Genomic DNA, 18,771 nt, shown 5'->3' with positions numbered 1-18,771 from the left:
GTCTCCTTTGCCTTAGCGGGCAGGGGCGCCGTGACGCGCGAACCAGAGGCCGCTGGCGAAGGCGACGATGCCGTCGAGCATTAGCGCGAGCAGTGCGGTCCCGCCGGCGCCGAGCAGCAGCTTCGTCGGGTCGTTCAGATAGATGCCCGGGAAGATCAGTTGCCCCAGACTGTCTGCGCCGATCAGGAACGCGAGCGGCGCGGTGCCGACGTTGATCGCAAGGGCGGTGCGAATGCCGCCGACGATGACCGGCATGGCGCTGGGCATGTCGACACGGAACAGCACTTGCGCGGGCGTCATGCCCATGCCGCGCGCCGACTCCCGCAAGGCGGGCGGTACCTGCCGCAGGCCTTCATAGGCATTTCTCACGATAGGGAGCAACGATGCGAGCCAAAGCGCGAGAATGGCGGGCCGATCACCGATACCCAGCACGGCCATCGACAGCGCCAGCACGGCGAGCGAGGGCAGCGTATTGCCGATATTGAAGATCTGCACGGCGCGCTCGGCATGCCTTTCGAACTTCGGACGCGAGATCAGCATGCCGGCGGGCACGCCGACCACGATCGCCATCGTCATCGAGATCGCCACGAGCTTGAGGTGCTGCTGCGTGTAATAGACCAGATCGCCCCGGTACTTGACGAGCGCATCGATACCCAGCCAATACAGCAGACCGGTGACTGCGGCGGCAACGCCGAGCAGTCCGAAGCCTGCCAAATAGAAAATGCGGTACTGCTTCGCCACGTTCATGCTCCCTTTGAATGGGTTGGCAGCGTTGGCGCAGGGCAATAGCAATCGCCCCGCGTGACAACGCGGTCAAACAAGCATGACAACTGTTAGCTGCCTTGCGAATTGTGAAGTGTTCGCTCCGAAGGTCTGAGGAAGACAACGGTGACGAACCAGGCGTCGCGAAATGCGACATGAGAGACAAGCTTTCGACGCCATGAGCGCCTGGGCCTCTCGGTGCACGCTCATTGAAAGCGCGCGAATGTTCTACGGCATGAACTCATTGCGTGATGGAACGGAATGTCGGCGCAACGAGGAACACCGACAACCCTTTGACTTCTGCTTCTATGGACCAATCGTGGCGATTGGCTTTTTTTATTCTAGTACAGATAGTGCGTCGCTGCCAAGCCGCCGCCCACCTTACGGGGGAAATCCCATGCATTTTTGTGCAATATCCGCTCTCATCATTAACAATGCATCGGATACCAAATCAATTGCACGCTCTTTAATCCACCGTCATCACTGGCGTTGCGGGAATTCCCCCGCGCGCGCCCCGAATTTCGTCGACGCAAAGTTCCGCATAGCGGATCAGTGTGCCACTCTGATTTATTTTCCGCGACGGCGGCATCGCGTTTTCGCGCGCCCGAAAACGTTGCGCGGGCAGTCCGAAATCCGCGCCTCGGCGAGGGTCGAACGGGAATGCAACGCGCGCCGTTCGAAACGGATGCCAACCCGAAGAAACTCGTGTATTCTGCGACGTTTATCTTAGTTTTCAACTATTTAGCGAAAAATCGGGGAAACGGGACGGTCACGTGAGGCGACGATCTTGCGGCCAGTCTCGGGCGCGATGGTTGAACGGCAAAAGGGCGATCGTGCGCGAAGCACGAGGTCGTTGATTGGCGAATAAGAACTATGAAAACTACCATCAGCCGTACCGAACCCGGCAATCGTGTCGCCGCAACCACCATCCTGGTCGCGTGCGCCGCACTCACGCTCGCCGGATTTTTCGCGCGCGCCATCCAGGGCGAGGTCAACCCCTTACTGACGTTTTTCCTCGTCTCGGCCGGCGGGATTCTTAACCTGTCGACCGCGTGTCTGCTCGGCGTGCAGTACCTCTACAACGGCAAACGATATTTCGCGCAATTCGGATGCGCCTTTCTGCTGCGCGGACTCTTCATGTTTACCGAAGGGGTGTTGCTCGCGAACCAGCTCGCCGGCATTGCAACGCATGTCACGCACGCGCCCTTCTGGCTTTGGTTGATGGCCGAAGCGAGCTTCGCGGCGTACGTAATGCTGAGCGTGCGCAGTTATACACGCACGCGCAGCGATCCGCACATCCGTCCCGGCTACAAGGAAGCGGCGTGGTATGGCGCTACCGTGCTCGTCATCTGGGCGACGGTGTCGCTGGCGCTGATCGGCACCGGCCGCCCGCTGATCATAGCGCCTCCGGTCGGTGGCATCGGCGTCGAGACGCTCGCCCTATACGCGCTTTTCATCGCCTATGTCGCGCTGTGGTGGCGTGTCGCGACCGTCACGCGTCTGTCTCACAAGCTGTTTCTGCTCGTGTGGGTGGTCGTCACCATCTCGCTGTGCCAGTTGCTGCTTTCGCTCACAGCGCCCAACGACGCATCGTATCAATGGTATGCCGCACGCCTGCTGGCGTTGGCATCGCCCGGTGTGGCAACGCTCGCCCTTGTCTGGGAAATCACGCGCCAGTATCAGTCGCTCGCGCTCACGAATACGGACCTGGTCGAGAAGGTCTTCGTCGATCCACTCACGCACATCTACAATCGCCGCTATTTCGACAATCGCATCCGCCTCGTGGCCGACCGGGTTCAGCAACGTGCGATCCCCCTGTCGGTGCTGCTGATCGACATCGACTTCTTCAAACAGGTCAACGACCGCTACGGGCATCCATTCGGCGACACCGTGCTGCAACGTATCGCCGGCACGATCCAGCACTGTATTCGGCTGCCGAGCGATTTCGCGGTGCGCCTGGGCGGCGAGGAGTTTGCGGTGGTGCTGCCGGAAATCGATCAACAGGCCGCCCTGCGCGTGGCGGACCGTATTCGCGAATCGGTCAAGCGCGCGAGCACCGAGCTACTTCCCGAGAAGGCGCGCGACAGAGGCGAGGCCATCACGATCAGCGTGGGCATAGCAACGTGGCAACCCGGCGCGCCGCTCGTCATCAGCGCGATGCTCGAGCGTGCCGACAGGGCGCTCTATCAAGCCAAGCACAAGGGACGCGATCAAAGCGTGCTGGGGCAGTTGGCGGCCTGATGTCGCGCCCGACTCAACGAAGCGGACCGAACGGCGGCCCCTTGAGTTCGACGGTATTGCCGTCTGGATCGTCGACGTAGCACGACGGCCCTTCGCCGTGCGCCCCATAGCGCGGCGCGACCTCACCGAGCGTCACCCCATGCGAGGCCAGTTCCTGACGGATGGCCACCGCGTCGAACGGTTCGACTCGCAGACAGAAGTGATCGAGATTGCGCCCCTCGGGGCCGGGTGCAGCGCCGCCCCGGCGGCCGATTTCGCCGGCGACGTCGACCAGATCGATCAACGCGTCTCCCGCGCGCAGTTGCACTAGCCCGAGGTCGGCCTGCACCTTTTCCAGCGTGCAGCCCAGGACGTCGATATAGAAGTGCTGGAGCCGCTCGACATCGTTGGTGCGCAGCACCACGTGATCAAGCGCAACGAGCGGAATCCTCATCAGGCACTCAGCGCATAGCGCCGCCGCTTCTCGACCTTGGTCTCGTGCGTCATCTCGTTGCGGCCATCCTCGAACACCGTCTCCAAGCGCACCGTGAAGCCCCACAGGCGCGCCACGTGCTTGAGCACCTCTTCGAAGCTATCGTCGAGCGGCTTGCGCTCACTTTGCACATGGCGCAGCGTGAGCGATCGATCGCCGTGCAGATCGACGTGCGAGACCTGAATGTTCGGCTCCAACTGGCTGAGGTTGTATTGCTGCGCGAGCATCTCGCGAATTTCACGATAGCCGGCGTCGTTATGAATGGCCGTCACGCGCAGGCGGCTGTCGCGGTCGTCGTCGAGCACGGAGAACAGCTTCAGATCGCGAATGACCTTGGGCGACAGGAACTGCTGGATGAAGCTCTCGTCCTTGAAGTTGCGCATGGCGAAGTCGAGCGTCGTCAACCAGTCGGTGCCGGCGATGTCCGGCGCCCATTGGCGATCTTCCTCGGTCGGCGCTTCGCACATGCGGCGAATGTCCTGGAACATCGCAAAGCCCAGCGCATACGGATTCAGACCGCTGTAGTACGGGCTGTCGAAGGACGGCTGGTACACCACGTTCGTGTGCGCATGCAGGAACTCCATCATGAACGCGTCGTTGACGAGCTTCTCCTGGTAGAGCTGCTGCAAAATCGTGTAGTGCCAGAACGTTGCCCAGCCCTCGTTCATCACCTTGGTCTGACGCTGCGGATAGAAGTACTGCGCGAGCTTGCGCACGATGCGCACAATCTCGCGCTGCCAGGGGGCCAGCTTGGGGGCGTTCTTCTCGAAGAAATACAGCAGGTTTTCCTGCGGCTCGCCCGGGAACGGCGCCTCTTCGGACTCGGTGGGGTCGAGCCCGTCGTCCTCTTCGTCATCGTGCAAGGGGTGATGAGGCAACGTGCGCCACAAATCGTTGATCTGCATTTGCAGATAGTTCTCGCGCTCTTTCTGGCGCGCCTGTTCCTGCGCGAGCGACAGGCGTTTTGGCCGCTTGTAGCGGTCGACGCCGTAGTTCATGAGCGCATGACAAGAGTCGAGCAGCAGTTCGACCGATTGTTCGCCGTAGCGCTGCTCGCACTCGGTGATGTAGTTGCGCGCGAACAGCAGGTAGTCGACGATGGCGTCGGCGCTCGTCCAGGTGCGGAACAGGTAGTTGCCCTTGAAGAACGAGTTATGACCGTAGCTGGCGTGCGCGATGGTCAGCGCCTGCATGGTCATGCTGTTCTCCTCCATCAGATACGCGATGCAGGGGTTCGAATTGATGACGATTTCATATGCCAACCCCATCTGTCCGCGCTTGTACCCGCGCTCGGACGACAGGAAGTGCTTGCCGTACGACCAGTGGTGATAGCCGATGGGCAAACCCACGGTCGCATAGGCGTCGAGCATTTGCTCGGCGGTAATGATCTCGATCTGGTTGGGATACGTGTCGAGCCTGAAATTCGCCGCGATGCGCGCGATCTCATGCTCGTAGCGCTGAATCAGCTCGAACGTCCATTCCGATCCGGTGGATATATACGCCATGATGCGTCCTCGTTGCGGGGCCGACGCCGGGCGGTTTTCAGGCCGCCTTCTTCTTGAACAGGTCGTGCAGCACCGGATAGATCTCGGCCGCCTCCATGATGCGCTGCATCGCGAAATTCGGGTGCCGCTGCTTGACCGACAAGTATTCGTTCCACAGGTTCTGCGGCTCGGCGCTGGCCACCTCCACGTACGCGAAGTACTGCACGGCAGGCATGATCGACTGCATCAGGATATCGCGGCAGATGGGCGAATCGCCGTCCCAGTTATCGCCATCGGACACCTGCGCCCCGTAGATATTCCAATCGCTCGGCGAATAGCGATCCGCGATGATTTCCGTCATCAGCTTGAGTGCGCTGGAGACGACCGTCCCTCCGGACTCGCGGGCATAGAAGAAGTCGTCTTCGTTGACTTCCTTCGCCGTCGTGTGGTGCCGGATGAGCACCAGATCGATGCGCTCGTAGTTATGCCGCAGGAACAGATAGAGCAGCATGAAAAAGCGCTTGGCCAACTCCTTGCGGCTCTGGTCCATCGATCCGGAGACGTCCATCAGGCAGAACATGACAGCCTGCGCCTGCGGCCGAGGCTGCATGACCCGATTCGAATAGCGCAGGTCCAGCTTCTCGATGTACGGAATGGCTTCGATGCGCGTGCGAAGGCGCGACATCTCCGGCAACATCGCCAGCGCGCGCGGCGACGTGTCGCCCTCACGCGAGACAATGTCCGCGTACGCGGCCTCCAGCTCACGCAACTGCTTGCGGTAAGGCGCCGTGAGCGCGATGCGGCGACCCAGCGAGCTGCGCATCGTACGAATGACGTTGAGGTTCGACGGCGTGCCGTCGACGGAATAGCCCGCGCGAACCTTGCGGAACTCCGGAATCTGCGCGAGCCGGCGTTTCGCGAGGTCCGGCAGGGCCATGTCCTCGAAGAAGAATTTCAGGAACTCCTCGCGCGAGAGGTTGAAGACGAAATCGTCCTCGCCCTCTCCCGAGTCGCTGGCGCGGCTGCCGCCACCCCCCGCGCCCGACGGCGGACGCTCGAAATTGTCGCCCACCACGAACTCGCGATTGCCGGGATGAATCATCTCCCGCCGCCCGCCGGGTCCATGGTGGAACAACGGCTCCGAAATGTCCTTGACCGGGATCGAGACCTGTCCGCTGCCATCGATATCGGTAATCTTGCGCCCAGCCACCGCCTTCGCTACCGCGCGTCGAATCTGATCGCGATAGCGCTTGATGAAGCGCTGTTGGTTGATGGCGCTTTTGTTCTTGCCGTTTTGCCGTCTGTCGATGATTGCTGACATAGTGGCCCCGATTGGTTACGAGGATTTGCGCACGCGCAGATACCATTCCACGAGCAGGCGAACCTGCTTCGGGGTATAGCCTTTTTCCACCATACGGTTGACGAAGTTGGCGTGTTTTTCCTGATCCTCCTTGGACGACTTCGCGTTGAACGAGATCACCGGCAGCAAGTCCTCGGTGGTCGAGAACATGCGCTTTTCGATGACCGCGCGCAGCTTCTCGTAACTCGTCCAGAGCGGATTCTTGCCCGCGTTGTTGGCGCGCGCGCGCAGGACAAAGTTGACGATCTCGTTGCGGAAGTCTTTCGGATTCGTGATCCCGGCCGGCTTCTCGACCTTCTCCAGTTCGTCGTTGAGGGCGTTGCGGTCGAGGATCTCGCCGGTGTTCGGATCGCGATATTCCTGATCCTGAATCCAGAGATCCGCAAAGTTCACATAGCGATCGAAGATGTTCTGACCGTACTCCGAATACGACTCCAGGTACGCCGTCTGAATCTCCTTGCCGATGAACTCCACGAACGGCGCCGTCAGATACTCCTTGATGTAGGCGAGATACCGCTTCTCGACTTCTCCCGGGTACTGTTCGCGCTCGATTTGCTGCTCAAGCACATACAGCATGTGCACCGGGTTGGCGGCCACCTCCGTGTTGTCGAAGTTGAAGACCTTGGAGAGCACCTTGAAGGCGAAGCGCGTTGACATCCCCGTCATCCCCTCGTCTACCCCGGCGTAGTCGCGATACTCCTGGTACGACTTGGCCTTCGGGTCGATGTCCTTGAGGTTCTCACCGTCGTAGACTCGGACCTTGGAGAAGATGTTGGAGTTTTCGGGCTCTTTCAGACGCGTGAGCACCGCGAACTGGGCGAGCATCTTGAGCACATTCGGCGCGCGTGGCGCGTTGGAGAGTGAGCTGTTCTTGACGAGCTTCTCGTAGATCTTCACCTCGTCGGTCACCCGCAGGCAGTAAGGCACCTTCACGATGTAGATCCGGTCGAGGAAAGCCTCATTGTTGCGGTTGCCCTTGAAGCTTTGCCACTCGGCCTCGTTCGAGTGCGCCAGCACGATACCGTCGAACGGAATCGCACCGAAGCCTTCCGTGCCCTTGTAGTTGCCCTCCTGCGTGGCGGTCAGCAGCGGGTGGAGCACCTTGATCGGCGCCTTGAACATTTCCACGAACTCGAGCAGGCCGCGGTTGGCCAGGCACAAGCCCCCCGAATACGAGTAGGCATCCGGGTCGTCCTGCGGAAATTCCTCGAGCTTGCGGATGTCGACCTTGCCGACCAGCGACGAAATGTCCTGGTTGTTTTCATCACCCGGCTCGGTCTTGGCAATGGCGATCTGTTGCAGCACCGACGGCCGCACCTTGACCACGCGGAACTTGGTGATATCGCCGTTGAATTCGTTCAGGCGCTTGGTGGCCCACGGCGACGGGATCGTATTGAGATACCGCAGCGGAATGCCGAAGTCCTCCTCCAGAATCTTGCCGTCTTCGTCGGGCGAGAACAGGCCCAGCGGTGATTCGTGCACCGGCGATCCCTTCAGGCAATAAATGGGCACGTCTTCCATCAACGCCTTGAGCTTCTCCGCCAGCGACGACTTGCCGCCGCCCGGGGGGCCCAGCAGGTACAGGATCTGTTTGCGCTCTTCGAGCCCTTGCGCGGCGTGCTTGAAGAACGACACGATCTGCTCGATCGTGTCTTCCATGCCGTAGAAGTCACGGAAGGCAGGATAGATCTTGATGATCTTGTTCGAGAACAACCGCGAAAGGCGCGGGTCGTGGTGCGTGTCGATGAGTTCAGGCTCACCGATGGCGCGCAGCATCCGCTCGGAAGCCGATGCGTAAGCCGTCGCGTCCTTCTTACAGATCTCCAGATACTCCTGGATGCTGTATTCCTCTTCCTTGCGTGCTTCGAAACGTGTCGTGTAGTGGCTGAAAATATCCATATGCCTCACCCCCCGCCTCATCGGAAAACATCGCGACGCGATGTCCGCTCTGTTGCCTAAGACCTGGATGACTGCGCAAAGGTTTCGACCTGGCTCACTGCATGCCGGAGCGACTGTCGCGAAACCTTTCGCACGGCCCCCTCCCTCACATGAACGACTCAAAATAGGTTTAGGTTGACTTTAAACTTGTCGCTGAAAATTGCAACCGTTACCTCATCATATGCACAAAACAAAAAAACTGTCGCTAGATATTTTCCGCAGCGCTAAGCATCGTCTATCCGCCATATTCCACGCGGGTTTGCGCCTCATCTACGCATTGCGCACGTCAGCGGAACCGCCTCACAAACCGCGCGATTTTTCGGCAATTCTTCCACGCAATGCGCACTCGGGTTTATCTGCATTCGACCGCGTTTGAATTCGTCGACGCTTACTAAGGAATGCTATCTATCCGATAGATTTTTCCACGCACATTCGGCGCGCCGTGAGCACGCGTTTGCAGAAAAAAGTGGGCGGCCCGACGACGTCGACGAACGCGAAGACGTGGGCGCGTGATGGGGTGCTTTCCTGTCGAGGCGACGCGACTGCGCGAAGTCGCGAAGGTCGTGCGATCGTCATGCAGCGAAGCATGGTGTCGCGAGCGGAAAGTCGACGACGGCCGGATGTCTGAACGAGCGAACCTCCTCGGCGATTTCGGCATGCCTGCGGCGCTTGCCCTACCGTCTGTCGGAAGGTTCCGACCCGGGCCGTTGCACCCCACCATGCCACCGTCTCATCAATGCCTTGCAAATTGCCGATCCCTGGAATGAAGCGAACAGCGTGCCAGTGACTCGAGCTTGAACCCATGTTACGCCGGTTCGCCCGACTCTGCTGCGCCGATATGTAACGTGCTGTGTCCCGGCACGCCTCGCAGACCGCTCGAACCCAGGGGCCCCGACGATCCACGAGCACAGCGACACGCATCAATTCATGCCATAATGCAACCTTGTTGCATTTATTACACAGTTGCAAACTGTGTCTGAGCGTCGCCGCGCCGACGCCTAATCCATCCACGCGTCGTCCATGATTCGTTTTTCCGTTTGGCTCTACCGCCTGGCTGGCTGGGAACGCACCGTCCTGACGTTGCTGGTGCTCCTGCCGCTTTGGGCGCTCGTCTGCTGGGCTCTGCAGGGGGTCGCCCCGTGATCGGCTGCCAGGATCTCTCGGTTCATTTCGGACCGAACGTAGCGCTCGATCGCGTGAGCGCAACCTTTGCACCCGGCATGCTCTGCGCGGTCGTCGGCCCCAATGGCGGAGGCAAGACCACGCTGCTGCGCGCACTCGCGGGCCTGCAAAAGCCCTCGACGGGCAAGATCGTCTGCGACGGGCCGGTCGCCTACCTGTCGCAACGGCCCGAGACCGACCACCGATTCCCCATGTGCGTCGAAGAATACGTGCTGACCGGCACATGGCGGCGTACGGGCGACGCACGACGTCTCGGACGCGACGAAGTCGAGCGCGCTCTCGACGCCCTTGCACGCGTCGGTCTTGCCGACAAACGGACGCAAGCCCTGGAGGCCTTGTCCGGCGGGCAATGGCAGCGCGCCCGCTTCGCAAGGCTAATCGTGGAAGACACCCCGATCGTTTTACTGGATGAACCCCTCACCGGCATCGACTTGCCTTCTGCGGAACTGTTGCTCACCTTGCTGGATCAATGGCGCAACGAGGGACGCACGGTGGTGACGGTGCTCCACGATCTGCCACTCGTGCGCGAGCGCTTTGCGCACGTCGCCGTGATGGCCGGTCGGTTGGTGTCGACGGGTACGCCGGCCGAGTGTCTGAACGGTGGGTTGCCGTCCGCCGACAGCGCGGGCGGCGGCGCGCATGCGGGCTTGTCCGGCGCCGGCGGCTATACCGCCCGCGTTGCAGGTGCCGCGTCGACGGCCTATGGCTTGCCGTCCCACGGGGGCTCGCGCGCGTCAGGCGCCATCGCGACGTCGGGGAGAGGCCACCGATGAGCGCGATTCTGGATCTGATCGTCGGCCCGTTCTCCGAGTTCGACTTCATGCGCCACGCGTTGGTCGGCAGCCTCGCGCTGTCGGTCGGCTGCGCGCCGGTGGGCGTTTTCCTGCTGCTGCGGCGCATGAGCCTGATGGGCGATTCGCTCTCGCATGCGGTGCTGCCGGGCGCCGCCATCGGCTATCTGATTGGCGGCCTGTCGCTGCCGTGGATGGCGGGCGGCGGGATGGTGGCGGGCTTGCTGGTGGCCCTGCTCGCCGGACTGTCGAGCCGCCGCACGCGGCTGGACGAGGGGGCATCGTTCGCGGGCTTCTATTTATTGGCGCTGGCCGGTGGCGTGGTGATTGTCTCGAAATGGGGCAACAGCGTCGACCTGATGCACCTGCTCTTCGGCTCGGTGCTCGCGGTGGACGATCCGTCGCTGATTCTCGTGGCCGCGATCGCGTCCGTGACGCTCCTATGGTTCGGATGGCATTATCGCGGTCTCGTGCTCGACAGCGCCGATCCGGCGTTCCTCGGTCACGGCCACGGCAGGGGCGTCATGCGCTATCACCTGGGCTTTACGGTGCTCACGGTGATGAACCTCGTCGCGGGGTTTCAGGCGATGGGCACGCTCATGGCCGTGGGACTGATGATGCTGCCGGCGGCCACCGCCCGGCTCGTCGCCCGCACGCTGCCGGGCATGCTGCTCGTGGCCTGGCTGGTCGCGAGCGCGTCGAGCGTGATCGGATTGCTGCTTTCGTATTACCTGGCCTGCCCTTCGGGACCGGCCATCATTCTGACGGCGGGCATCGCCTACCTGGGCGCGCTGCTCGCCACGCCGGGCCACGCCAATACGGCCAGGGCCCCGGCGCTTTGAGAGAGGAAAACATGTTCGGATTGGGTCAATCGGCTGGCAAATCGTGGTTTGGCGCAGCGCGCCTCGCCGCACTGCTCGCCATGGCGCTGGCGCTCGCCAGCCCGGCACGCGCGCAGGACACGCACCTGCCTGTTGCCGCAAGCTTCAGCATCCTGTCCGACATCGTCAAGGCCGTCGGTGGCGACCGGGTCGACGTGACGACGCTCGTCGGTCCCGACCAGGACACGCACGTCTACGAGCCCACGCCGGCGGATGTCGCCAAGATTTCGGGAACCAAGCTCTTCTTCGTCAATGGCCTGGGCTTCGAAGGCTGGATGCCTCGCCTGATGAAGGCGAGCCACTATCCCGGCAAGCTCGTCACCGTCACCAAGGGCCTCAAAGCGCGCACGATGGTCGACGAGGGAAGGACCGTGCCCGACCCGCACATGTTCCAGGATCCGGAACGTGTCAAAACGATGGTCGATAACATCGCCGCCGCCCTGTCGCAAGCGGACCCGTCCGGCAGCGCCTATTACGCGGACCGCGCCAGGAACTACCGCGGCGCACTCGATGACCTGATCACCTGGGCGAACAAGCAGTTCGCCCCGATTCCGCCGGCCCGCCGCGTTGTCCTCACCTCGCACGACGCCTTCGGCTACCTCGGCCAGCGCTTCGGCGTCAGGTTCCTTGCCCCGGAAGGCGTGTCGACCGAAAGCGAAGCCAGCGCCCGGGACGTGGCGAACCTGATCCGCGTAATTCGCCGCACAGGTATCAAGGCCGTTTTCATGGAAAACATTTCCAATCCGCGCCTGATCCAGCGCATCGCCCGCGACGCCAAGGTGACGGTCGACGGCAAACTGTATTCCGACGCCTTGTCACAGAATCCGGAAGCCACGACCTACCTTCAGTTGTTCCAGCACAACGTGCGCGCCATCGCCGCCGCGATGAAGGACAACCGCTAGTCGGCCGCCGCCCCGCCCGCCACGGTGCACGCGCTATACGCGCTATAATGCGTGCACCACACACCGGCCCCGCCAAGGAGGTCCGGACAGGCCGGCCACGCCGGCTTTTGCGTTTGGGCCGCCGCTTCTCTCTCGCGGCCGGGCAAGACTGAACCCCTGAAACATTCATTACGGACGCCCCCAGGTCAACCACTGCGAACGGCGCACACTCAATGGCAAAGAAGATTTATATCAAGACGTTCGGCTGTCAGATGAACGAGTATGACTCCGACAAGATGGCGGACGTACTCGGCGCCGCCGAAGGTCTGGAAAAGACGGACACTCCCGAAGACGCCGACGTCATCCTGTTCAACACCTGCTCCGTACGCGAAAAGGCGCAGGAAAAGGTGTTCTCGGATCTGGGCCGCATGCGCGCGCTCAAGGAAATCAAGCCGGATCTGGTCATCGGTGTCGGCGGCTGCGTCGCCAGCCAGGAAGGCGCCGCGATCGTGCAGCGCGCCCCCTACGTGGACGTAGTGTTCGGCCCGCAGACCCTGCACCGTCTGCCGCAGATGCTCGAAGCGCGCCGCGCCACCGGGCGCTCGCAGGTCGACATCTCGTTCCCGGAAATCGAGAAGTTCGATCACCTCCCGCCCGCCAAGGTCGAGGGAGCGACCGCATTCGTCTCGATCATGGAAGGCTGCTCGAAGTACTGCAGCTATTGCGTGGTGCCCTACACGCGAGGGGACGAAGTCTCGCGCCCATTCGAAGACGTGCTCACCGAGATTGCCGGCCTGGCCGAGCAAGGCGTGCGCGAAATCACGCTGCTGGGTCAGAATGTGAACGCCTATCGCGGGTCGATGGCCGACGGTGAGATCGCCGACTTCGCGCTGCTCATCGAATACGTGGCCGAGGTGCCTGGCGTCGAGCGCATCCGCTACACGACCAGCCACCCGAAGGAATTCACGCAACGCCTGATCGACACGTACGCCAAGGTGCCCAAGCTCGTGAGCCATCTGCACCTGCCCGTGCAGCACGGCGCCGACCGCGTGCTCTCGGCGATGAAGCGCGGCTATACCGCGCTGGAATACAAGTCGATCATCCGCCGCCTGCGCCAGGTGCGCCCGGACATGTCGATGTCGTCGGACTTCATCGTCGGCTTCCCCGGCGAGACGGAAGAGGATTTCGACAAGCTCATGGCGATGATTCACGAGATCGGCTACGACACGAGCTTCTCGTTCATCTACAGCCCGCGCCCGGGCACGCCGGCCGCCAACCTGCCGGACGATACGCCGCGCGAGGTCAAGCTGCGCCGTCTGCAACATTTGCAGGCGGTGATCGAGGAGAACGCCGCGCGCATCAGCCAGCGCATGGTCGGCTCGCGTCAGCGTATTCTCGTCGAAGGCGTGTCGCGCAAGGACCCCAACGAGCTGCAAGGCCGCACGGAGAACAACCGCGTGGTGAACTTCCCGGCAACCGAAGCCCAGCGCGCCCACTTGATCGGCCAGATGACCGACGTCGTGATCACGCTCGCCTACCCGCACTCGCTGCGTGGCGAATTGCTCACCACGCACTGACCGAAATTTGCGACTATGATCGGATCCGGCAGATTCGGGCGCACCCACCTCATGCATCGCGTGCCCGAGCCTGTCCCCGGCGACTCCATCGAACGATCTGAACAGGCACCCGACCGGATCATCTTGAAAGCACCCGTCCAAGAATTCACCGCACCGCGCGACGACAACCGCCGTCTGGCCAACCTCTGCGGCCCGCTCGACGAGAACCTGCGTCAGATTGAACAGGCGCTCGACGTCTCCATTTCCCGCCGCGGCCATCGCTTCGCCGTTCGCGGCAAGAGCGCCGCGATCGCCACCCAGGCCATCGAGAGCTTTTACAACCGCGCGACCGAGCCGCTGTCGGTCGACGATATCCAGTTGGGACTCGTGGAGTCGCGTCAGGGGCTCGTACCCAGCGTGCGTCACGGCGACGACAACCCGTTTGCCGCCGGCGAGACGGAAGACGGATCGCCCGTGCTGCACACGCGCCGCAGCGATCTGCACGGTCGTACGCCGGCGCAGCGCGACTATCTCAAGCAGATCCTGTCGCACGACGTGACATTCGGCATCGGCCCGGCGGGCACGGGCAAGACCTATCTGGCCGTGGCCTGCGCCGTCGACGCCCTGGAGCGCGACGCCGTCAAGCGCATCGTCCTGACGCGCCCCGCCGTGGAAGCGGGCGAGCGCCTGGGCTTTCTCCCCGGCGATCTGGCCCAGAAGGTCGACCCGTACCTGCGACCGCTCTACGACGCACTCTACGATCTGCTCGGCTTCGACAAGACGCAGAAGTATTTCGAGAAGCAGATGATCGAGATCGCGCCGCTCGCGTACATGCGTGGCCGCACGCTCAACCACGCGTTCATCATTCTTGACGAGGCGCAGAACACCACGCCCGAACAGATGAAGATGTTCCTGACGCGCATCGGCTTCGGCAGCAAGGCGGTCGTGACCGGCGACACCACGCAGGTCGACCTGCCGCGCGGCCAGAAGAGCGGCCTGATGGAAGCGCAGGTGATCCTGAAGAACGTTCGCGGCATCGCCGTGACCCGCTTTACCAGCGTGGACGTGGTGCGTCACCCGCTGGTCGCCCGCATCGTCGATGCATACGACGCTCACGCGCAGCTTGACGAAGCCAGCCTCGAGGCGCGCGTGTCGGCCGAACGCGCCCCGCGCGCCGCCCGCGCATCGCGAGGCAAGGCATGAGCGAGCGGGCCTCGCGTTCGCCGCGTCATGCGCTCACGCTGACGCACCAGTTCGTGGCCGGTCCCGCGTTCGCCACGCACAAGGCATTGCTCACGCGCACCACGCTGCGCCGCTGGGTGCAGGCCGCGCTGCTCGCCGACGCCGAACTGACCCTGCGCTTCGTCGGCGCGGAAGAAGGACAGACGCTGAACCGCGGCTATCGCGGCAAAGACTACGCGACCAACGTTCTCACGTTTGCCTATGCGCAGCACGACAGCGACCCGGTAACGGGCGACATCGTGTTGTGCTGTCCGGTGGTCGAGCGCGAAGCGAGCGAACAGGGCATTACGCTCGAAGCGCATTACGCCCATCTGATCGTGCACGGCGTGCTTCACGCGCAAGGTTACGACCACGAAGCGGACGATGAGGCACAGGAGATGGAAGGCCTCGAAACGGAGATTCTCACCGGTCTCGGCTACGCCGACCCTTACTTGGTCGAAAAGTCCCCGACGGCCCGCACACCGGCCAACACGCGCCGCGCCTGAAACGATATCGCATGGACCGCTTCCCCAATCGCCCGACGGCCCCCGAGACGCCACCGGCCAGTGTGTCGAGCGGCCCCGGGTGCAACCAGTACCCGCCGGATCTCGGCGACGCCCGTCATCTGAGCCAGCAAGAACTCGCGGGCTCGCTGGATACCGCGCTCGCCCACTGGGATGGTCGCGAGGATCTGTGGATCTTCGCGTACGGCTCGCTCATCTGGAATCCGGGCCTGCCCGTCGAGGAGAGCCTGCGTGCTCGCGTCTTCGGTTACCACCGGGGGCTGTATCTGTGGTCGCGCGTCAATCGAGGCACCCCCGAGCAACCGGGACTCGTGCTGGCCCTCGACCGTGGCGGGTCCTGCGCGGGTGTGGCGCTGCGGCTCTCGGCAGCGAAGGCACGCGCCGAACTCGAAACGCTCTGGTATCGCGAGATGGCGATGGGCTCGTATCGTCCTGCATGGCTCAATTGCTGCCTCGCCGACGGACGCAGCGCGCCCGCACTCGCATTTGTCATGCGACGCGATGTAAAGAGCTACGCCGGCCGCCTACCCGACGACATCATCCGCAAGGTCTTCGATCAGGCGCAGGGACGCTACGGCACAACGCACGATTACGTCGCGCGCACGGTCAAGGCGCTGCGCGAAGCCGGCATGCCCGACCCGGCGCTGGAAGCCGTGCTGCACCGCTGCGGTGCGCGCTGACATGGCCCGTCCGTCCTGAAATCCGTAGCATCGCGCAGACACGAACCCGGCGAGGCGACAGGCTGCGGTACTGACGCAGAATTGCCGTACATCTGGTGTATCCTTTAGCTTCCTGTAACAGCTCGGCGTCCGCCCACCTTGGACGCGCCGTCATGAACGACCCATATCCCAGTCGACCCGGTCGAAAAAACACCGATAAACCCCGCTCGCTGCTCGAACGCCTCACCGATCTGATTTCCCCGGAGCCGGAGTCGCGTGCGGAGCTGCTTGAAATTCTGCAAGACGCCCACGCCCGCAACCTGATGGACGCCGATTCGCTGGCGATGATCGAGGGCGTATTCCAGGTGGCCGACCTGTGTGCCCGCGACATCATGGTGCCGCGCGCGCAAATGGACGCCATCAACATCGAACAGACACCCGAAGAGTTCGTCCCCTTCGTGCTGGAACAGGCGCACTCGCGCTATCCGGTGTACGAAGGCAATCGCGACAACATCATCGGCATTCTGCTCGCGAAGGATCTGGTGCGTTACTACGCCAATCACGACTTCGACGTGCGCGACATGCTGCGCCCGGCGGTGTTCATTCCCGAGTCGAAGCGTCTTAACGTGCTGCTGCACGATTTCCGCGTCAATCGCAATCACATCGCCATCGTCGTCGACGAATACGGCGGCGTGGCCGGCCTCATCACCATTGAAGACGTGCTCGAACAGATCGTCGGCGATATCGAGGACGAGTACGACTTCGACGAGGAAGAAGACAACATCATTGCCGCGCCCGACGGCACGTATCGCATTCGTGCCCTCACCGAGATCGAGCAGTTCAACGAGGCGTTCGGCACGCAGTTCGCCGACGCCGAGAACGACACGATCGGCGGTATGATCACGCACCAGTTCGGCCGAGTGCCACGTCGCGGCGAGCGCATGCGTTTAGGCAATCTCGTGTTCGAAGTGCTGCGTGCCGACGGCCGTCAGATTCACGTGCTGCTGTTGCGGCGCATGGAAACGGCTGGCGCCGATCCGACTGCCTGACGTCTTGACTCACGCTCCGATCAACGTCTTCATCGACCCATGCAGGAAATGACCCTCCACGCGCCCGAGCGGCGCTCGTGGCCCGCTTGGCGTGCCCGCGCGCTCGCCGGCCTGGCCGGTATCGCCCAGACCCTCGCCTTCGCGCCGCGCGACGTCTGGTGGCTGCAACTGCTGGCCATGGCCGGGCTGTTCGCGCTCGTCGAGCGCAGCGGGTCGCGCCGCGACGCCCTCTGGCTGGGCGGCAGTTTCGGCGTCGCGTCGTTCGCGTCCGGCATCTGGTGGCTCTATATCAGCATGCATACGTACGGCGGCATGCCCGGCATCATGGCCGGTGCAGCCGTGCTGCTGTTCTCGATCTATCTCGCAATCTATCCTGCGCTGGCGACGTTCATCACGCGTGGGGTCTCCCCCAGCGGCCTGTGGCGTACCCTCGCGTTCGCGGGGGCATGGACGCTCGCGGAATGGCTGCGCGGCACCGTGTTCACGGGCTTCCCGTGGCTGTCGCCCGGCTACGCCCATGTCGATGGCCCACTGGCAGGCTTTGCGCCGCTCATCGGGGTCTACGGCATTGGCGGACTCGCCGCACTCGCGGCGGCCTGGCTCGCCCGCGCGGTGCTTCCCGTCGCCGACACGACACCACCGGCCGGGCCCGCCCGGCGGCTGGCGGCAGTCGTCGGCGTGCTGGCGCTGCTCGGCGCGGGCGCCGGGCTTGCGCGCCACGCCTGGACCACCCCGTCGGGCAAGCCGCTCACCGTTCGGCTGCTGCAAGGCAATATCGCGCAGGACATGAAGTTCGAGCGCGCGGGGATCGATCACGCGATGGCACTGTATCGCGACATGATCGTGGCCGCACCGGCGGACCTCATCATCACGCCGGAGACGGCCTTCCCCGTGTTGCTGCAAGGCATACCGCCCGATGTGGCCGGCCCGATCCGCGAATTCGCCGATCGCACCGGCTCGCACGTGGTGCTCGGGGCCGTCGGCGCCACGCTCACCGATCGCGGCCCGACGGACTTGACCAACAGCCTTTTCGGCGTCACGCCGCGCGACATGACGCTGCATCGCTACGACAAGCATCATCTCGTGCCATTCGGCGAATTCGTTCCGTGGGGCTTTCGCTGGTTCGTCGACATGATGCACATCCCGCTGGGCGACTTTCTGCGCGGCACGGCCACGCCGAGCGGCTTCGCGGTCGGCGACCAGCGCGTGGCGCTCGACATTTGCTACGAAGACTTGTTTGGCGAGGAAATCGCCCAGACACTGCGCAGCATGCCCGAGCCCGCGACGGTGCTCGCCAACTCGACCAACCTGGCGTGGTTCGGCGACACCATCGCGCTCGACCAGCATCTGCAAATTGCGCGCATGCGCACGCTCGAAACGGGACGTCCGATGCTGCGGGCGACGAACACCGGCACGACGGCGATCATCGATGCCCACGGCCGCGTGCAGGGCCGTCTGCCGACGATGACCACGGGCGCTCTCACGGGCAGCGTGCAGCCCTACAGCGGCCTCACGCCGTACGTCCGCTTCGGCAACCTGCCCGCGCTGGGGCTCGCCCTGATCGCGCTGGGCCTCGGACTGGCCATGTCGCGCAGGGCGCGCTGAGTCCGAGCCGACGTCGCGACGGCGACATCGAAATGACGCGGGGGGGCCGTGAAAATCCCCCTGTCTGGCTACCCGAAGGGCATCGACGCCCCGTTCGGGTCGAATTCCCGCTAAAATTCAATGTTTTAGTCTTTTGGCCGCGCTCGCGGCCGGGCCAAAAGACTG

At 63.1% G+C, this 18,771-nt stretch carries 15 protein-coding genes; 10 read left to right on the top strand and 5 right to left on the bottom strand.

What is annotated here, in order from left to right; genetic code table 11:
- Positions 1 to 12: 12 nt before the first annotated feature.
- Complete coding sequence (locus PCE31107_RS05565) at positions 13 to 747, bottom strand: ABC transporter permease (protein WP_174966558.1); 735 nt, start codon at positions 745 to 747, stop codon at positions 13 to 15.
- A gap of 888 nt (positions 748 to 1,635) precedes the next feature.
- Between PCE31107_RS05565 and PCE31107_RS05560 the strand changes: the two genes are divergently transcribed.
- Positions 1,636 to 3,003 carry a GGDEF domain-containing protein gene (locus PCE31107_RS05560; protein WP_150607073.1) on the top strand — a complete coding sequence of 456 codons (1,368 nt, stop codon included), beginning with the start codon at positions 1,636 to 1,638 and terminating at the stop codon, positions 3,001 to 3,003.
- Between the two features lie 13 nt (positions 3,004 to 3,016).
- On the opposite strand, the gene PCE31107_RS05555 is transcribed toward PCE31107_RS05560, so the two are convergent.
- The 4 genes from PCE31107_RS05555 to PCE31107_RS05540 are packed head-to-tail and all read right to left on the bottom strand — an operon-like array spanning position 3,017 to position 8,218.
- Positions 3,017 to 3,436 carry a VOC family protein gene (locus PCE31107_RS05555; RefSeq protein ID WP_150607071.1) on the bottom strand — a complete coding sequence of 140 codons (420 nt, stop codon included), beginning with the start codon at positions 3,434 to 3,436 and terminating at the stop codon, positions 3,017 to 3,019.
- Complete coding sequence (locus PCE31107_RS05550; protein ID WP_130027059.1) at positions 3,436 to 4,980, bottom strand: SpoVR family protein; 1,545 nt, start codon at positions 4,978 to 4,980, stop codon at positions 3,436 to 3,438. Before PCE31107_RS05550 ends, PCE31107_RS05555 begins: the two co-directional genes overlap by 1 nt.
- Before the next feature lie 37 nt (positions 4,981 to 5,017).
- A complete protein-coding gene (locus PCE31107_RS05545; protein WP_150564820.1) occupies positions 5,018 to 6,280 on the bottom strand; it encodes a YeaH/YhbH family protein in 1,263 nt (420 codons plus the stop codon).
- 15 nt (positions 6,281 to 6,295) lie between these two features.
- Complete coding sequence (locus PCE31107_RS05540; protein ID WP_150607069.1) at positions 6,296 to 8,218, bottom strand: PrkA family serine protein kinase; 1,923 nt, start codon at positions 8,216 to 8,218, stop codon at positions 6,296 to 6,298.
- A gap of 1,178 nt (positions 8,219 to 9,396) precedes the next feature.
- Here PCE31107_RS05540 and PCE31107_RS05535 point away from each other — a divergent pair.
- The 9 genes from PCE31107_RS05535 (at position 9,397) to lnt (ending at position 18,606) form a co-directional block, all read left to right on the top strand.
- Positions 9,397 to 10,212, top strand: coding sequence for a metal ABC transporter ATP-binding protein (locus tag PCE31107_RS05535; protein ID WP_150607068.1), 816 nt, complete (start codon positions 9,397 to 9,399; stop codon positions 10,210 to 10,212).
- Entirely contained in the window at positions 10,209 to 11,072 is an 864-nt protein-coding gene (locus tag PCE31107_RS05530; protein WP_130027061.1) for a metal ABC transporter permease, read from the top strand. Before PCE31107_RS05535 ends, PCE31107_RS05530 begins: the two co-directional genes overlap by 4 nt.
- 11 nt (positions 11,073 to 11,083) lie before the next feature.
- A complete protein-coding gene (locus tag PCE31107_RS05525; protein ID WP_150607066.1) occupies positions 11,084 to 12,013 on the top strand; it encodes a metal ABC transporter substrate-binding protein in 930 nt (309 codons plus the stop codon).
- Between the two features lie 212 nt (positions 12,014 to 12,225).
- Positions 12,226 to 13,569 (top strand): tRNA (N6-isopentenyl adenosine(37)-C2)-methylthiotransferase MiaB, encoded by a 1,344-nt coding sequence (gene miaB, locus PCE31107_RS05520; RefSeq protein ID WP_017235217.1) that lies wholly within the window; start codon positions 12,226 to 12,228, stop codon positions 13,567 to 13,569.
- A gap of 120 nt (positions 13,570 to 13,689) precedes the next feature.
- Positions 13,690 to 14,751 carry a PhoH family protein gene (locus tag PCE31107_RS05515; RefSeq protein ID WP_130027980.1) on the top strand — a complete coding sequence of 354 codons (1,062 nt, stop codon included), beginning with the start codon at positions 13,690 to 13,692 and terminating at the stop codon, positions 14,749 to 14,751.
- On the top strand, positions 14,748 to 15,275 hold the full coding sequence (ybeY, locus tag PCE31107_RS05510) for an rRNA maturation RNase YbeY (RefSeq protein WP_130027065.1): 528 nt from the start codon (positions 14,748 to 14,750) through the stop codon (positions 15,273 to 15,275). Before PCE31107_RS05515 ends, ybeY begins: the two co-directional genes overlap by 4 nt.
- An 11-nt stretch (positions 15,276 to 15,286) precedes the next feature.
- Positions 15,287 to 15,973, top strand: coding sequence for a gamma-glutamylcyclotransferase (locus tag PCE31107_RS05505; RefSeq protein ID WP_150607064.1), 687 nt, complete (start codon positions 15,287 to 15,289; stop codon positions 15,971 to 15,973).
- A 152-nt stretch (positions 15,974 to 16,125) separates the two neighbouring features.
- Positions 16,126 to 17,001 carry a CorC family transporter gene (locus PCE31107_RS05500; protein WP_130027067.1) on the top strand — a complete coding sequence of 292 codons (876 nt, stop codon included), beginning with the start codon at positions 16,126 to 16,128 and terminating at the stop codon, positions 16,999 to 17,001.
- A gap of 48 nt (positions 17,002 to 17,049) precedes the next feature.
- Positions 17,050 to 18,606, top strand: a complete 1,557-nt coding sequence (lnt, locus tag PCE31107_RS05495; protein WP_246181730.1) for an apolipoprotein N-acyltransferase — start codon at positions 17,050 to 17,052, stop codon at positions 18,604 to 18,606.
- The last annotated feature ends 165 nt before the right edge of the window (positions 18,607 to 18,771 follow it).

Source organism: Pandoraea cepalis, from assembly GCF_902459625.1.
Classification (GTDB): Bacteria; Pseudomonadota; Gammaproteobacteria; order Burkholderiales; family Burkholderiaceae; genus Pandoraea; species Pandoraea cepalis.
This window is presented reverse-complemented; position numbering and strand designations above follow the sequence as displayed.

Bases quoted from the DNA above. Each gene is read 5' to 3' on its own strand.
- PCE31107_RS05530 (WP_130027061.1), top strand. From the start codon at position 10,209: ATGAGCGCGATTCTGGATCTGATCGTCGGCCCGTTCTCCGAGTTCGAC.
- PCE31107_RS05560 (WP_150607073.1), top strand. From the start codon at position 1,636: ATGAAAACTACCATCAGCCGTACCGAACCCGGCAATCGTGTCGCCGCA.
- PCE31107_RS05505 (WP_150607064.1), top strand. From the start codon at position 15,287: ATGGACCGCTTCCCCAATCGCCCGACGGCCCCCGAGACGCCACCGGCC.
- PCE31107_RS05525 (WP_150607066.1), top strand. From the start codon at position 11,084: ATGTTCGGATTGGGTCAATCGGCTGGCAAATCGTGGTTTGGCGCAGCG.
- PCE31107_RS05500 (WP_130027067.1), top strand. From the start codon at position 16,126: ATGAACGACCCATATCCCAGTCGACCCGGTCGAAAAAACACCGATAAA.
- PCE31107_RS05565 (WP_174966558.1), bottom strand. From the start codon at position 747: ATGAACGTGGCGAAGCAGTACCGCATTTTCTATTTGGCAGGCTTCGGA.
- PCE31107_RS05555 (WP_150607071.1), bottom strand. From the start codon at position 3,436: ATGAGGATTCCGCTCGTTGCGCTTGATCACGTGGTGCTGCGCACCAAC.
- PCE31107_RS05540 (WP_150607069.1), bottom strand. From the start codon at position 8,218: ATGGATATTTTCAGCCACTACACGACACGTTTCGAAGCACGCAAGGAA.
- miaB (WP_017235217.1), top strand. From the start codon at position 12,226: ATGGCAAAGAAGATTTATATCAAGACGTTCGGCTGTCAGATGAACGAG.
- PCE31107_RS05550 (WP_130027059.1), bottom strand. From the start codon at position 4,980: ATGGCGTATATATCCACCGGATCGGAATGGACGTTCGAGCTGATTCAG.
- lnt (WP_246181730.1), top strand. From the start codon at position 17,050: ATGACCCTCCACGCGCCCGAGCGGCGCTCGTGGCCCGCTTGGCGTGCC.
- PCE31107_RS05545 (WP_150564820.1), bottom strand. From the start codon at position 6,280: ATGTCAGCAATCATCGACAGACGGCAAAACGGCAAGAACAAAAGCGCC.
- ybeY (WP_130027065.1), top strand. From the start codon at position 14,748: ATGAGCGAGCGGGCCTCGCGTTCGCCGCGTCATGCGCTCACGCTGACG.